This is a genomic window from Enterobacter sp. CPE_E863, from assembly GCF_046521465.1.
GTDB classification, from domain to species: domain Bacteria; phylum Pseudomonadota; class Gammaproteobacteria; order Enterobacterales; family Enterobacteriaceae; genus Enterobacter; species Enterobacter adelaidei.
Map to the genome: position 1 here is coordinate 1 of NZ_JBKFZX010000006.1, position 12878 is coordinate 12878.

The window sequence follows — 12878 nt, forward strand, 5'->3', positions numbered from 1 at the left end:
CACGGATCCTCGACGCGGAACTCGTCATGCACCTTACGCGCCAGCGTTTCAGCGGCCTCCCACATCACCCCATTCTCATTGAACAGGTGGAGCGCCTCAGCCCACAGCTGCGAGCGGTTTTTCTCGATGGCCGCGCAGTCCACGTCCCCGGAATTCATGGGCAAATAGCGGCGGTTCCCCGTCGAGTCATTGAGGATCTGCTTGTTGTTCGTGGTACCGATGAACACCACGCGGCGCGGGTTTCGCACCTTGAACTCTTTAAATTTCGGCACCCACTCGTCGTGGGCAGCGGAGAAGAACGCTTTCACCGATTCGGAGTCGCGCCCGTGGAGGCCGCGCAGCTCCTCCAGCTCGCCAATCAGGCACCCACGCATACGGCGCACTAGGGAGTCGTCCTTGTCGTTCAGGTTGAAGCTGGAGTAGGAGTCAGGGAATGGCGACATAAGGCGAACGCCCGTCGATTTGCGGGCACCCTGTCGCCCGTACAGCAGCGGAACCATGTCGGCCTTGATTCCGGGATTCATTACGCGCCCGGCAAGCGCCGTCCAGGTGTAGAGGCTGACCGCCGCCAGGTACTCGGGATCCCCTTGGCATTTGAAGCACCGCTCGAAGAAGTAACTGACGCGAGGTTTGCCGTCCCATTCCTGAGCCGTCAGCCAACGCTGGGCGCTGTCGAATTTGTTCTCATCGCAGACGTAGAACATGGCGTCGCGGGCATTGTCCTTGGTCACCTTCTCGAAGTCGGCAGCAGCGAGGCGCAGACGCAGCTCGGTAACTAGGTTGTCGGACAGCGGGTACCATTGCCCGTTCACGAACGCCCCCTCCTCCGCAAAGAACTCATCGAAAGCGAGCTGGATGCCGGTGACGGAATGGCAGCGCATAGCGGCGACAACGTTCTCAAGAGAGGACGAGTAGCGCCCCTTCCGGTAGTTGATCTCCAGCTCCACGGGAAACGCGGTAGTCGGGTATTTTTTTTGTAGAGACGGGCGTCCCACCTTGGCAGCGGCGATCGGCGTTACGTTGTCGGCAGCAGTGCCGGAATTTTCATCAATTTGTGACACGCAATTACTCCTTTAAAAACGTAGGAGTCGGCGTCAGGCGGGGGCTTACGAGGGAAATTCACACTTGCGCGATCTTATCGACGTGGTACACTTCTCTTTGAGTTTGAGGAGTACGCTGCGCAAGTGCTATTCTTCCTTCGAGAACGTCCCGCTAAGACGTGACTCGAATTAATCGGAGGAGTTACCAGCTCCCCCGGCAGAAAAAGGTGACCACCCAACAGGTCGCCTTTTTTTGTGCCCGAAGATCCCCAACCGGATCCGCAGACGCCAGATCAGCTTACCCGATCCCAACCCTCCACGCCACTTAGCGCCGCGCACTTATCGCGCTGTCGTGATCACGCCCAGCTCAATCTCTGCGCCGCCTCTGCTATTTATCCATGTACACAAACGGCACCCCGGCGACGCAAAGCCGTCGCCCCTCTGTGCACGACAACTGCACGACGTCGAATTCGACGCGCACGACAAAACGCATTACACTACGCAAGACAAACAGCACGACAAAACGCACGACGTGGAGAGCAGCAGCCATGAGAGAGAAAACCAAAACCCTGACCGTTCGCCTACCCGTTAGCCTGATCGAACGCATCGAGCAGAACGCAGCACGAACCGGAGCAACCCGCACGGATGCTGTCATAGAGGCGCTGAACGCCGGACTTGGCACGAAGCCGGAAGGGATGGACACCAAACTTTTAGCTGCCATCGAAGCGCTGAGGGCTGAAGTCAGGGCGCTGTCCGTCGGCGGTAAACCTGCACGACAAACCGCACAACAAACAGCACCACAAAGCGCACAACAACCTGCAAGACAGATAGTCCCCCGGGGAGCCGATCCGCGCTTCCAGGCCGTCAGTGATGAGGCTGACCAGCTCATTGTCAGCATGACCGCAGAGAACGCGACTCTGCCCGCCATCGCGTCGGCACTGAACGCAGCAGGGCACCGGACAGCGACGGGACAGGAGTGGAACACCAGCCGTGTCCGGGACTATCGCCATAAGTTGCGGGAAAGTGGGCTACTGAATTAGCAGTCCTAAGTGACATAGCTAAATATGATAAAATTCGAACATAAAAATTTTACAAGGAAAAGAAGTGGCTATCGGTGATGATGCTATCCGTGACGCTTTCTATGCTTTTACACAGCAAGCTGAAGAAATGGATGATAAAGGTCTCCCTCAGGAAGTTTGGGAGACGCCTTGTTTTACCTATCTGATGACTAAGAAGCAGTTCAATCAAATGAAAGTTGTTTGTCAGAGAAACGGCTGGGACATACCTGCATCACCAGCAATACCGATCACTTGGGCAATGTTTAGGCATGTGCTATCTGCTCGTAACTCGAAGGATAAGCTAAGTTGGCAAGAGTGTGCGGAGATTTTGGCAACTGCATTCTCAGTGCAGAGCAATGTGTACGTTAACAGAGATTACTCGGAGCAGACTATTGTGCTCAATGCTGTTCGTCGCATTAACGTTGCTGGGGCTGGCTTTTTCGCAATGGCGATAGTTGATGTCTCTGAAAATAATTTGGCCCCCGTGACTGCATACCATGCAACGGAGGCCAAATGTAAAGCTATACAGCGAGGGTGATAGGAAGGACGCCCATTTAAGCAATTCTCCTCAATTTAATGAGAATGAACCATAACGCCTAAATATTTCCCTTCATTGGTTCCTTTCGGATCTAGCAGCATCGGCGGTTTTCTGCTGTCTATCAAATTCACTGTTATTACTAGGAAGCCGCAACATAACTTCCCAACAGGAGACCAGCCTCCTGACTGCCCAGCGCAAAGGGTTAATTACTGGTTAATACCCCCTGCGAATGCTCTTGCAGTACAACAATAGTAGGCTATTGTTGACGTAGATTCAACTGGTTTGTTTATAACCAAGCGGCACGAGGAGCGGGTTTACAGGTTTTTATAGCTCTTTAGAGGCGGTTAACCATATTGCGATATCAGGTAATTATAGATCTTGAAATCATTAAATTTATCAATTATGATTAATTTTATGATTAATTTTTGATCTATAGAGGTACTTTGATGGATATTACGATATCTGACGCTACATATAGCCGTCTTGCTGCACAAGCAAAGGGATTTGAAACTCCCGAACAGGTAATAAACCGTCTGATCGATGTTGTTGAAATCGATCATGACACACGCCCTGAACTTTTTTTTAATCCTGAAGGTGAAGCGGATTTTAAAAAAGCGTTACTAAAATCAAAACAGGCCAAAGTCGAAATGTTTAAAAGGGATGGTTCCTGTGAAACTGGAGTATGGAATGCTCGTGCGATTTCAGAAGAATCATCAGTTCGGGCAAATATTTGGAGTGGGTATTTGCGTGGATGGAAGGAAAAAGGGATTGTTCGTGCGGTTTTCACTGTCCAGGAGGTTCCTGACTTGCCAGGAGCGGCTGAAAGTGTGCAGTGGAATGATTATACAATCAGTCGCACTTTTAGTGGCGGTATTTCAGTTCAAAGAAATGGCATGCCTGTAACTATTGTGAAGCCATTTCTACGTGATGTTGCGCATGATTTAAAAATATCATTGCTAAATAGCAATGGAAATGAAATGAATACTCGGCAGCTTGGCGCAGCGATCATAAAGAAGTTAAATAACTCTTAACATCGATGCTTCACGCAGAGGAGCGACGGCTCAACGCCGCCGCCGGTCAGAGTTCTACTGCGACGAATACGCACCATTCATAGCTGGCGAGGCAGAACGCCCGCCACCTGTCATCAGACGCCCGGTCAACACACTCCAGCCATAACCGCGCCGCAGCAAGGTGGTCGCAGCGCACCGGGTCGCCCCGCAGTTCCGTCGCCATGGCCTCCTCGATCAGTCGCCCTTCCCACTCCAGCTGATCGAGGATCGAGCCCCTACGCCGCCGCCCCATCGAGCCACTGCAGCATCGCCGCCCTGATCTGCCCCGCCTCGCTCTCGTCCAGCGTCAGGAACGCCAGATCGGCAACCTTACCCAGCCCGGCGAACGCCACGCAGCCGGTGACGGAGAACAGCTCCACGAGGAGCGCCGTCGCCAGCGTCTCCCGTTCAACGCCGCACAACCAGGCGTAGTTACGCTCACGCGATGCCGGAAGTTTCACCTGCAGCGCACGGGTGGCCAGAGTGTTAAATTTCTCGGTACCAGCCCACTCGTAGTCGAACGGCGGGCGATCAACCACCACCGACCCGGACAGCGTCTGCTGGCGTTCCCCAGCGGAGAAGTTCGGCAGCTTGAGGTGGGAGAACCCATCGAGCGACCACTCCGACATTTCAGTGGCGATCACCGCCAGAGAGCGAGCCGTCGCGGCCTCGCGTAGTTCAGTCTTTGATTTCATGTGCCCTCCTTTGGGCTAAAAAAAACCCGACATCAAGACGAGGCCGGGCTTTATGCTGCTGTGAGAAACCGATCGCAGGATAGCGTCACGACGGCAGCGCCGGTGCGTCGCTTTAGTCCGTCTCATCAAAAAAGCATCGGTAGTGTCTCGAAAGTCGTTCGCTAAACCAGACGCCACGACGGCAAAAAAGATGTCCCGAAAGGCGCACCATTCGGACACGCCAATCAACGCCGCTCAAGCCGGGCATGACGAACCGCGTAGCGCAGCAGCTCACGAGCCCGATCTTCCCCTTCCTCAACCAGCACGTCGAACCAGTCGAGGTTATCCCGGGGCGTGAAGCGATCGAGGCCGTCGAACGACACAACCGCCGCGCCTGGAATTGTCGGGACCGGCTCTCGCTCATCGCCATAGGCCGCTTTATGCGCCAGGCGGTACGCTTCGCCGTGATCCGGTACCAGCATCACATCAACATCTGGCCAGAACCGGCGCAGCGACGCCACGCAGCTGCCGAACCCGGCAATTGAGAACGCCGCGCAGACTGCCACCTTGCCCTTCGTCAGATGATGCAGGGCAACCGCCGTGGCGAACCCCTCACAGACGAACAGAGGCGAGTAGGGCGCATGTGGTGAGGTATCGAGCACGTCCATAAAGCCGGGCATCGGATAGAACCGTCCCGCCTTTTGGGTACCTGCAGGGGAGAACTTGTCGCCGGTTTTGCCGCCAGCAGAGCAGACGCCGCAGATGGCCTCCAGCGCGTCGCCAACCAGCTGGCGATCATCGGTCAGGCGATAGGCAGGAACAAGCAGACAGCGCGACCAGTACGCCCTCGGTTCGAACGAGCGGAACAAGCCACCCACACGAAGGTCAGCGGGGAGGGGCGGGAGGCTGACGCCACCACGCCTGGCGATTGTGGTCTTATTGCGCCAGTACGGGGTATAGGCCGGATTACCGTCGCCTTTCGCCAGCATCCTGACCGCATCAGCCGCAGCCTTATCGGCCTTGCGCCGGTCGGCATCTTCGCGTCTGGCCACCGCCTCGATCGATCGGCGTTTCCGTTCAGCAAGAGCAGCAACCTGTTCAGTCGACGGCGGCGTGCGATTTGAGTCGAGCCGCCAGTACACCTCGCCTGAGAACCGCAGGAATACTTGCGCCATGGCCTCGGGATTGGTTACGCCTTTCAGCTTCAGGAAGTGCCGGTACTGCGACCGGTGATGCGCAGATCCGCGATTGTGGCGGGTAGACCAGGCCTCGATAGCAGCAAGCCCGTCCTCTCCGCAGAGAGATGCCCAGCATGCGATGCCAGAACAGAGGCGCAGCCAGTCCTCGCGGTCAACCGGAGCCCCAGCCGCAGAGACGGCACGCCAGAACAGGCCAGCGTCAGTCAGGTGAGAGTTATCGAACGCCATAAGGAGCCCTCCCGGGACGACGCTGGTCGGCAATAAAGCGTTTGAGCACGGGATCCCCAGCCAGCCAGTAATGCCCGCCACGAAGGGAACGCCCTGCCGGAGTCGGAACGATCCCCCGCGAACTCAGGCGGGAGAGCGTGCGCAGCGACACGTTCAGCAGCGCAGCGAGGTCAGCGGTATAGATTCGTTTTTTCATTGGGAGTACCAGATAGGTGCCCCCCTCAGCTTAACGGGCATCGGGGGGCGGGAGTGACGATTATCGATAAAGCCGCCCTTGAGGACTTACCGCATAGCGGCAGGACAGCAGCCCTTCTCGCTTACTCGCACCTGCCAAGGACGAAGCGCGCATCCTCGTTTACAACCCCGCCTCGTTGGGGAGGAGGGAAAGCGGCACCGGGCGATCCGGTTTCATGTTTCCCAACTGCTCGTCAGGAATCAGTAAGACAAGCTTAACACAATTAACGCCAAAGTGGCGTTTTTTGTGAGATACTAAAAAAGACGCACAGCCAGTGCTGGCGAGGTCTGGCGACCATTTCGACGCAGGGGGAGCAGTGAACGACGATAACGACACGACAGAAGCGACGCAGCCGTCAACCGAGGCACTGAAGTGCGTAGGCGCTGCGGAGCGGTTCCCCGACATCATGCCCGGCGTTTTGTTCGTCACCTGCCCCGGCGGGTGCTCCCTCCGGGTCGAGGCATGCCGACAGATTTATGAGCAGAGCCACCTCGATCGCACGATTGAAAACCCCCACCTCGAGTGCCACCGGTGCCCCACTGGCCTCGCGCTTTGGGTCGGTACCGAACAGCCCCCTGACGCACCACTGACCACCCCGGCAGACACCCGTAAGCTCTGCCCCCGTTGCAGCCGGAAAGACAACCGCCTGATCGCCCCCAATAAGCCCGGTTCGAGCCTGTGCGTCTCCTGCTGGAACCGCGAACGCGAAGCCACCATCGGAGCCAACGCACGCGGGAGAGTCAACCGCACCCCACCGTTCGTCTCGCCGTTCCTGATCGGCATCGGCGATGGCTGGCAGGTCTGGTACGGCATCCACCAGGGCGAGGCGCTCGTCCGCGCCATGCGAGCCAACCCGGGCGCACGGTTCCACGATCGCCGACCAGGCCCGGTCGGGCAAACACGCCGCGACGGTTTCGTGTACTACTGCCCCGAACACCGCGAGCCCCTGCGCTGGAACGGTGGCGACGGGCACGCCGGAGAGGTGGAGCTTGCTTGTCCCAGGTGCCAGCCATGGGCGGCACCTCTCAGCGTCGCCCCCACGTTTCAGACGGTCAGCTTCCAGACACCGCATGACGCCGCGCACCAGTACCGGAACGCCACCCTGCCAGACAACGCGGTCTGGACATCGTCGGTCTGCGCTGATTGCAAAGCCGCGCCCCTGGTGATCAGCAAGGCACCGGTCAAGGGCAAGCCGCGACGGGAGATCGTCGTCTCCTGCCCGTCCTGCGACTCCAGCGCATCAGCCAGGCCCGGAGGCAGGACATGGACAGACGAGCACATCGCGGTGCCCGAGTTCGCGCAGAACGAGACGCGCAGCCTGGCGAAGATCCCCGTTATTTTGCCGCAGGGGGAGCAGCCGCAGCTGCTCAAAAGACCAGGGACAGGGCGCGGTCCAGGACGCCCCCGCAAGCGCATCCCCCTGACCCTCGACCGGGTACCAGAGAGCCGGTTCAACCGCCTCGCCCTTTCCGTCCTTGCCGCCGTCGGGCGCTGGGACTACATCAACGACATCATCCGGCGCATCGATCGGAACCGCGGCGACGCCGCCACCCTGATCGCCCTTGCCGACCACATCCGGACCAACCGACCAGAGAGAGATTTATGACCGAAACCACCCGTCCGATCCTGACCATCAAGCGACGCAACCGCACGGTCTACGTCCCGCCGGAAAAGGCCGCGAAATCTGAGCCGCAGCCAGCCGAACGGACTACCAGCAAGGCGAAGGTACAGCCAAAAGCGAAAGCCCCGCAGAAGCCCGCACAGAAGCCCACAGCGGCAAAGCCGAAAAAGACGCCTGAACAGGTCGCCGAGGGGATCCGCAGACAGGAGGAGAACGACCGCCGCCAGCAGGACATCGCGATCGCCAACAAGTCCAAAAAGGCGCTGGCCAACCGGGTGACCAAAGCATTCCTGAAAGAGCACTGGCCTGACTTGCTGACCCGGGGAGTTGACCGTCGCCCCATGGCAAAGGGCATCATCGAGCAGATCCTGACCCGAGGCGCAGAGCTGAACATGCCGCCAGAGGCAGACCGCAAAGCCGTCCGTCGCATCCTGGGCATTGTCACGGGTACGAGCTCGTACCAGCAGAGCCTCATCGACCAGTGCATGCGCTACGACCTGGACGGCAACCCCACCGAACCAGCAACCCCGGAGGAGGCCGAAAACGCCAAAGCCCGCCTGACAGAGATCAAGGCATTCCGGCGCAAGGCACGCCAGGCGAAGGGCGAAAAAAAGGGCGCATAACGCGCCCCGTCTCACCCAGCACCATGTAGGCGCAGCACGACGTTCAGCAGCACGGCGAGCAGCTGCGACACGTTGCGCGATCCCCCTGGCCTTTCGCGCAGCAACAACCCCGTCAGGGATCACCACCTCAGGGATGACCAGACGCGAGACGGCAAACTCACTCATCATCAGCCCCCAGGACCGCACCAATAGCACGCCCGAAAGCATGCCGATCAAGCGCGTCTGAGGCCGCAGCAACACCTGCGTCTGTCTCCTGTAAATACCGGGCGCGGCGGCTCTTCAGATACGCCCCCCAGCGATACAGCGACGGCTCATGTAACGCGAACGCGTGCGGTTGCCCGGCCTTGATCAGCGATTCCTGATACAGCGCCAGCTTCGATCGTTCACCATCATCCCTGTCACCAGGACGAGCCTCCAGAACAGGCAGCAACGAGATCAGCGCAAGACGGTGGCCAGCAGAGTAACAACCACCTGCCAGCGGCATCCGCGTCTTACCCTGCAGGTGGCGCGGCATCGGCTTTACTCGTCCCAATTGATACCCCGGGCAGCAGGGGAGAGAGACGCCTGTTGCTGCACCTGAGCACGCACCGCAGCGAACGCCGGAGCACGCGACGCATCAGGGAGTCCGCGAGAGGAGGCCAGCACGCCGTCAAGCATCACCAGATCGGCAGGAGCCACGCCCGCCTGTTTCATCTCAGTCAGGAACGCCGCATCCTGGATGGACTGAGCACGCGCCCGGTGAACCGACTCCGTAGGAGAGGCAACCGGAGCCCCGATCGGCGCGAACGTCTGCGCAGCACCGCCCGTCTCCAGCACCTGCGCCAGCGCGTCGCCGGCCCCGGTAGATTTTGCCAGCGTCGCCTCATGGCGAAGCCGGTCACACAGCATCGAAAATGCAGACATTTACGCCTCCATGCCGCGATTGCGGCGCAGAATTTCGATCGCACCCTGCGTGGAGAACAGCTGGTTCAGGCGGCGATCAGGATTGATAACAGTACGGTACAAACTGCGCCCCGCGTCGGACTCGGCAAGCAGCGTCGCCTCATCCATCGCCAGCTTCAGCAGCTGCTCAATACGCTGTACGCGCACGGCGTGCGCCAGGTTGAACAGGCCGATCGCAGCCGCCGCATCACGGCGGTCAGCATCCTGCAGCAGCGCGTCACGCTCCCGGGCCACATCAGCCTCAGCAGCCTCGGCGGCAACCAGCTCGGCCTCGATATCCGGCAGCAGGAACGCAGCGACGCCCGCATCGGGGCTCACAGTCTCGCCAGCACGCAGCGCCGTCTTGCCGTCGGCAATCAGCCCGCGCAGGCGTTCAGCTTCCGTCCTGAGCCCTTCCACCACGCGAGCGGCGTCAATGCGTCGCGTTTCCACGTCGGCTGCTGCCTGACGCATTTCACGCGCCACCCGGCGATCGTCAAGCGCGGTAAGTTGAGCGGAGGAGTTAGGATCCACCGACAGGCAAGGAAGGTCATAAACGGGAAAATGGTCACTCGCCATTTCAGCAAGCGTGGTACGCAGCCAGGTCGCGTCCGGGCATTCGGTTTTGATTTCGGTCATGGTTTGGTTCTCAGCAAGTTATCAGCAAAGCGGCAGCAAACGCCGCTCAGACAGCATGCCGTCACGACACCGCGCAGACATCAACGCAGAGGGCGCAGGGCTCTCGCCCAGCGCGGAGAGCCGCCTGGAGGCCGTCGCTAATCCCCTACATTCCGGGACACCCGACAAAGCGACGAAATAGACACTTTAGCGATAGACTTTCGGTACAGTTGTGGCATGTTGTGTCGAAAGAGACGTATCGGTCAGAGGAGAGAAAAAAGTGAGCAAAACATACGGTTACGTTCGCGTATCAACCGACGAACAAACCAGCAACAGCCAGCGCGACGCCATCATCGCCCGGTTCCCAACAGCCTCCATCCTCGCCGACGACGGGATCAGCGGGACGGTACCACCACGCGAGCGTCCAGCCCTCGGCATCCTCCTGAACCAGATCCTGCAGGAGGGCGACACGCTGGTCATCTACGCGATCGACCGCATCGGCAGGAACGCCCGGGACGCCCTCGAACTGGTCGAGGAGCTGGAGAAACGAAAAGTAACCCTGGTCAGCATCCGCGAGGGTGTCGATTTGAGCAGCGCCGTCGGACAGGCCGTCCTCGGCATCATGGCGAGTTTCGCGCAGATGGAGCGCAAGCTCATACTGGAACGCCAGGCGGCAGGGATCGAGGCCGCAAAGAGCCGTGGCCAGAAGTTCGGACGCCCGACCAAGATCGGCGCGAAAGAAGCGGGGGAGATAGTCATGCGCCGCGCCATGGGGGTACCAATAGCCACCATAGCCAAGCAGTTAAATCTGAGCAGGAGCGCGATTTACCGCCACCTTGAGAAGGTCGACGCGGTAGCGCCGGAGTAAGAGAGAGCGCAGCGGTGTAGGTGGCTCCAACCATTCCACACCGCCGCAACCCAGCCCGGGGAACGCATGAGGAGCAGACCCGGGCACCATTCCCAACAAGGAACAGAACCATGATAAACCAAGCAGCAACACCGCGCTATCCCGGCCTGAGCATTGAACACGGCGAGATCCGCCAGTTCGGCAAGCCCCGCCATTGCGCCGCCAACCGCAAAGGCCAGTACCAGACCACCCTCCGCGACAGCGCCGGTCGGTACCAGACAGTCAGCATCATCAGCCTTTACGCCTGGGAAGCATGACCATAACGAAAGCCTTACAGGTGTAAGCAGCAAGCAATAACAAAAGCCTTACGCCATTACGAACCACTTACAGGGGCGCGGGAGCGCCCCCAGAAACCAGAATCATAAGGAGAGAACGATGGCATTTGAAAACATTCCCCGTAGGTTCCAGAGATGGAAGGTAATCATGGTTCCCGGAGCAAAGTCATATGAGTCATGGGACGAGATGGTTACCGGCGAGAACTTCTCCGAAGAAACCAGGATGAAAACGTACAAAAAGCACCGCACCAAGGCCATCGACCGCACCGTGGCAAACCAGGAGTACATCCATACCATGACGGAGGACGGGATCACCGTCAGGTACCGCCTCGAACGCTGGCGCTAACCCCAGCTAGGAGCGCAGCGACTGCTGCGCCTCCTCCCTTACCCAGAACGCACCAGAGCCATTCTAAGCGCCTCAGCCACAAAAATACCCAACCGCACGACCACGCACGCACAAACGCCGTGTACCCCCCAAAAACCCCCGCCATTTTCAGCGCGTGACGTTTCAATACAGGAGAGAAACCAACCGGAGCAGGACACCATGAAGAAATACACCACCGAGCAGAAAGCCCAGGCGCTCAGACTACTGGAGCAGGACGGCGCAACCGCAGCCACCGTCGCACGCACCATGGGGATCCCACCCCGCACCGTCAGAGATTGGGCGAAAGCCCGCACCGACGCACCCAGCAACGTCCTCAGCATCGAGGAGATGCGCGAACGCGCACAGCGAGCCGTCGAGGCCACCCCACAGGCAGCGATCCGACGCCTAAAAAACCACTTTGTACAGCGCCAGTTTGAGCTGCTACAGCGCCACGCCACCGACCTGCAAGCCCTCCGCACAGCTTCGCTACAGGCCATGCTGGAGAAGGACGCCACCATGGTCAAAGCGATCAGCGGCCTTATGACATCCCTACTCAAGACGCAGGAACGCGAGCGCGTCATCTACGAGATCAAGCCAGGCACCGAGGCCGACATCATGCGCGAGGGCATGAATCGCCAACAGAGCTGAAAACGGCGGGAAAACCGCCTTTTACCGCCGCTTTACCGCCGCAGAAAACCCGGGAGCCCGCGAAATACGCGGATCCGCACGTTAACGAGTTGTTACCGCTCGCGTGCGCGAGGGCAAGCCCTCACGCAGAACCAACAGACGACCACCCAGCGCGAGGCGAAAGCCTCGTGCCCTCAGCGCCACCCAAACCTCCGATCCCCCTCAGAACCACTACCACCGACCATCCCGGCACGACGAACCCATCCACCGATCTAATAAGACAAGCAAAGTGCATCCGGCAGGGTGCAGCTGCGGCGCGTCGATTCCAAGATGATCCACCCGTTCCACCCGATCCGGCATAGATTCATAAATAGTAAAAAAAACAACTAATTGTTCAATTAGTGAGCATTTACCCCCTATTTACCCAATTTATTCATTTTTTGTTTTTAATTAGAAAATAGGGTGGAACGGGTGGAACACAACAATGAAAGCCTTTAAACACGAGGCCTTAGCTGTTCCATCCACGGGCGGAACACGGGTGGAACGGGTGGAACACCCGGGTGGAACAGGTGGTACAAAAACGGCGTGATGATCCACCCGTGATCCACCCGGGTGGAACAATAAAAAAGGGGAGCATATAGCTCCCCTCTTACGGAAAAGTAACCCTTACACGACAGCTTGCGTTCGACGGAAGTAGCCACGAACTAACGCACCGTTTATGCGCTTCCTGCCAACCTCATAGCCCAATCGGGACATGATAGCCGCCATGCGCTGATGCTGCTTGTTGCTGGTATGGCCAATCATGAGCCCTACCTGAGAGAACAAGGCCTTCGTCGGCACGAAAGCAGTCGGGTCGCAGTCGTCAACGTCCAGCTTGAGCAGCTCGGCGATCTCGTCTTCC

Annotated in this window: 17 protein-coding genes; 9 read left to right on the forward strand and 8 right to left on the reverse strand. The window is 58.7% G+C overall.

Annotated elements, in window-relative coordinates; all coding sequences use genetic code 11:
- The coding region (locus tag ACLHV8_RS26940) for a VapE domain-containing protein (protein WP_410392159.1) at positions 1 to 1061 on the reverse strand (1061 nt) is incomplete at its 3' end.
- A 527-nt stretch (positions 1062 to 1588) separates the two neighbouring features.
- Between ACLHV8_RS26940 and ACLHV8_RS26945 the strand changes: the two genes are divergently transcribed.
- From ACLHV8_RS26945 to ACLHV8_RS26955, 3 genes are all read left to right on the forward strand, one after another.
- A complete protein-coding gene (locus ACLHV8_RS26945) occupies positions 1589 to 2080 on the forward strand; it encodes a hypothetical protein (protein WP_070558888.1) in 492 nt (163 codons plus the stop codon).
- A gap of 64 nt (positions 2081 to 2144) precedes the next feature.
- Positions 2145 to 2636 carry a hypothetical protein gene (locus ACLHV8_RS26950; RefSeq protein ID WP_061351425.1) on the forward strand — a complete coding sequence of 164 codons (492 nt, stop codon included), beginning with the start codon at positions 2145 to 2147 and terminating at the stop codon, positions 2634 to 2636.
- Between the two features lie 446 nt (positions 2637 to 3082).
- A complete protein-coding gene (locus tag ACLHV8_RS26955) occupies positions 3083 to 3667 on the forward strand; it encodes a hypothetical protein (RefSeq protein WP_061351424.1) in 585 nt (194 codons plus the stop codon).
- 254 nt (positions 3668 to 3921) lie between these two features.
- Here ACLHV8_RS26955 and ACLHV8_RS26960 read toward each other — a convergent pair whose 3' ends face one another.
- The 3 genes from ACLHV8_RS26960 to ACLHV8_RS26970 form a co-directional block, all read right to left on the reverse strand.
- A complete protein-coding gene (locus tag ACLHV8_RS26960; RefSeq protein WP_088765952.1) occupies positions 3922 to 4380 on the reverse strand; it encodes a hypothetical protein in 459 nt (152 codons plus the stop codon).
- A gap of 224 nt (positions 4381 to 4604) precedes the next feature.
- Positions 4605 to 5786: a hypothetical protein gene (locus tag ACLHV8_RS26965; protein WP_088765953.1), complete on the reverse strand. Its 1182-nt coding sequence runs from the start codon at positions 5784 to 5786 to the stop codon at positions 4605 to 4607.
- Entirely contained in the window at positions 5773 to 5982 is a 210-nt protein-coding gene (locus tag ACLHV8_RS26970; protein WP_088765954.1) for a hypothetical protein, read from the reverse strand. Before ACLHV8_RS26970 ends, ACLHV8_RS26965 begins: the two co-directional genes overlap by 14 nt.
- A 355-nt stretch (positions 5983 to 6337) precedes the next feature.
- Between ACLHV8_RS26970 and ACLHV8_RS26975 the strand changes: the two genes are divergently transcribed.
- Positions 6338 to 7627: a hypothetical protein gene (locus ACLHV8_RS26975; RefSeq protein ID WP_157698538.1), complete on the forward strand. Its 1290-nt coding sequence runs from the start codon at positions 6338 to 6340 to the stop codon at positions 7625 to 7627.
- On the forward strand, positions 7624 to 8265 hold the full coding sequence (locus ACLHV8_RS26980; protein WP_070559060.1) for a ProQ/FINO family protein: 642 nt from the start codon (positions 7624 to 7626) through the stop codon (positions 8263 to 8265). Before ACLHV8_RS26975 ends, ACLHV8_RS26980 begins: the two co-directional genes overlap by 4 nt.
- A gap of 157 nt (positions 8266 to 8422) precedes the next feature.
- Here the strand turns inward: ACLHV8_RS26980 and ACLHV8_RS26985 are convergent, their stop codons facing one another.
- The 3 genes from ACLHV8_RS26985 to ACLHV8_RS26995 are packed head-to-tail and all read right to left on the reverse strand — an operon-like array spanning position 8423 to position 9825.
- Complete coding sequence (locus ACLHV8_RS26985) at positions 8423 to 8797, reverse strand: hypothetical protein (RefSeq protein ID WP_137470439.1); 375 nt, start codon at positions 8795 to 8797, stop codon at positions 8423 to 8425.
- Positions 8785 to 9168, reverse strand: a complete 384-nt coding sequence (locus ACLHV8_RS26990; protein ID WP_070559064.1) for a hypothetical protein — start codon at positions 9166 to 9168, stop codon at positions 8785 to 8787. The genes ACLHV8_RS26985 and ACLHV8_RS26990 overlap by 13 nt, the downstream gene beginning before the upstream one ends.
- Positions 9169 to 9825 carry a hypothetical protein gene (locus ACLHV8_RS26995; protein ID WP_119879883.1) on the reverse strand — a complete coding sequence of 219 codons (657 nt, stop codon included), beginning with the start codon at positions 9823 to 9825 and terminating at the stop codon, positions 9169 to 9171.
- Between the two features lie 259 nt (positions 9826 to 10084).
- On the opposite strand from ACLHV8_RS26995, the gene ACLHV8_RS27000 reads away from it, so the two are divergent.
- The 4 genes from ACLHV8_RS27000 (at position 10085) to ACLHV8_RS27015 (ending at position 11998) form a co-directional block, all read left to right on the forward strand.
- Positions 10085 to 10672 carry a recombinase family protein gene (locus ACLHV8_RS27000; protein WP_181654175.1) on the forward strand — a complete coding sequence of 196 codons (588 nt, stop codon included), beginning with the start codon at positions 10085 to 10087 and terminating at the stop codon, positions 10670 to 10672.
- 110 nt (positions 10673 to 10782) lie between these two features.
- Positions 10783 to 10968 (forward strand): hypothetical protein, encoded by a 186-nt coding sequence (locus tag ACLHV8_RS27005; RefSeq protein WP_119879885.1) that lies wholly within the window; start codon positions 10783 to 10785, stop codon positions 10966 to 10968.
- A 118-nt stretch (positions 10969 to 11086) separates the two neighbouring features.
- The gene (locus ACLHV8_RS27010; protein ID WP_070558916.1) at positions 11087 to 11332 is read left to right on the forward strand and encodes a hypothetical protein; all 246 of its coding nucleotides are present in this window, start codon (positions 11087 to 11089) and stop codon (positions 11330 to 11332) included.
- 198 nt (positions 11333 to 11530) lie between these two features.
- Positions 11531 to 11998, forward strand: a complete 468-nt coding sequence (locus ACLHV8_RS27015; protein ID WP_070559148.1) for a helix-turn-helix domain-containing protein — start codon at positions 11531 to 11533, stop codon at positions 11996 to 11998.
- 645 nt (positions 11999 to 12643) lie between these two features.
- Here ACLHV8_RS27015 and ACLHV8_RS27020 read toward each other — a convergent pair.
- On the reverse strand, positions 12644 to 12878 hold a 235-nt coding region (locus ACLHV8_RS27020; RefSeq protein ID WP_410392160.1), incomplete at its 5' end, for a hypothetical protein.

What these genes read in the sequence shown, in the direction of transcription:
- ACLHV8_RS27005 (WP_119879885.1), top strand. Translation starts at nt 10,783, where the DNA reads ATGATAAACCAAGCAGCAACACCGCGCTATCCCGGCCTGAGCATTGAA.
- ACLHV8_RS26970 (WP_088765954.1), bottom strand. Translation starts at nt 5,982, where the DNA reads ATGAAAAAACGAATCTATACCGCTGACCTCGCTGCGCTGCTGAACGTG.
- ACLHV8_RS26955 (WP_061351424.1), top strand. Translation starts at nt 3,083, where the DNA reads ATGGATATTACGATATCTGACGCTACATATAGCCGTCTTGCTGCACAA.
- ACLHV8_RS26990 (WP_070559064.1), bottom strand. Translation starts at nt 9,168, where the DNA reads ATGTCTGCATTTTCGATGCTGTGTGACCGGCTTCGCCATGAGGCGACG.
- ACLHV8_RS26995 (WP_119879883.1), bottom strand. Translation starts at nt 9,825, where the DNA reads ATGACCGAAATCAAAACCGAATGCCCGGACGCGACCTGGCTGCGTACC.
- ACLHV8_RS26980 (WP_070559060.1), top strand. Translation starts at nt 7,624, where the DNA reads ATGACCGAAACCACCCGTCCGATCCTGACCATCAAGCGACGCAACCGC.
- ACLHV8_RS26945 (WP_070558888.1), top strand. Translation starts at nt 1,589, where the DNA reads ATGAGAGAGAAAACCAAAACCCTGACCGTTCGCCTACCCGTTAGCCTG.
- ACLHV8_RS27010 (WP_070558916.1), top strand. Translation starts at nt 11,087, where the DNA reads ATGGCATTTGAAAACATTCCCCGTAGGTTCCAGAGATGGAAGGTAATC.
- ACLHV8_RS26965 (WP_088765953.1), bottom strand. Translation starts at nt 5,786, where the DNA reads ATGGCGTTCGATAACTCTCACCTGACTGACGCTGGCCTGTTCTGGCGT.
- ACLHV8_RS27015 (WP_070559148.1), top strand. Translation starts at nt 11,531, where the DNA reads ATGAAGAAATACACCACCGAGCAGAAAGCCCAGGCGCTCAGACTACTG.
- ACLHV8_RS26960 (WP_088765952.1), bottom strand. Translation starts at nt 4,380, where the DNA reads ATGAAATCAAAGACTGAACTACGCGAGGCCGCGACGGCTCGCTCTCTG.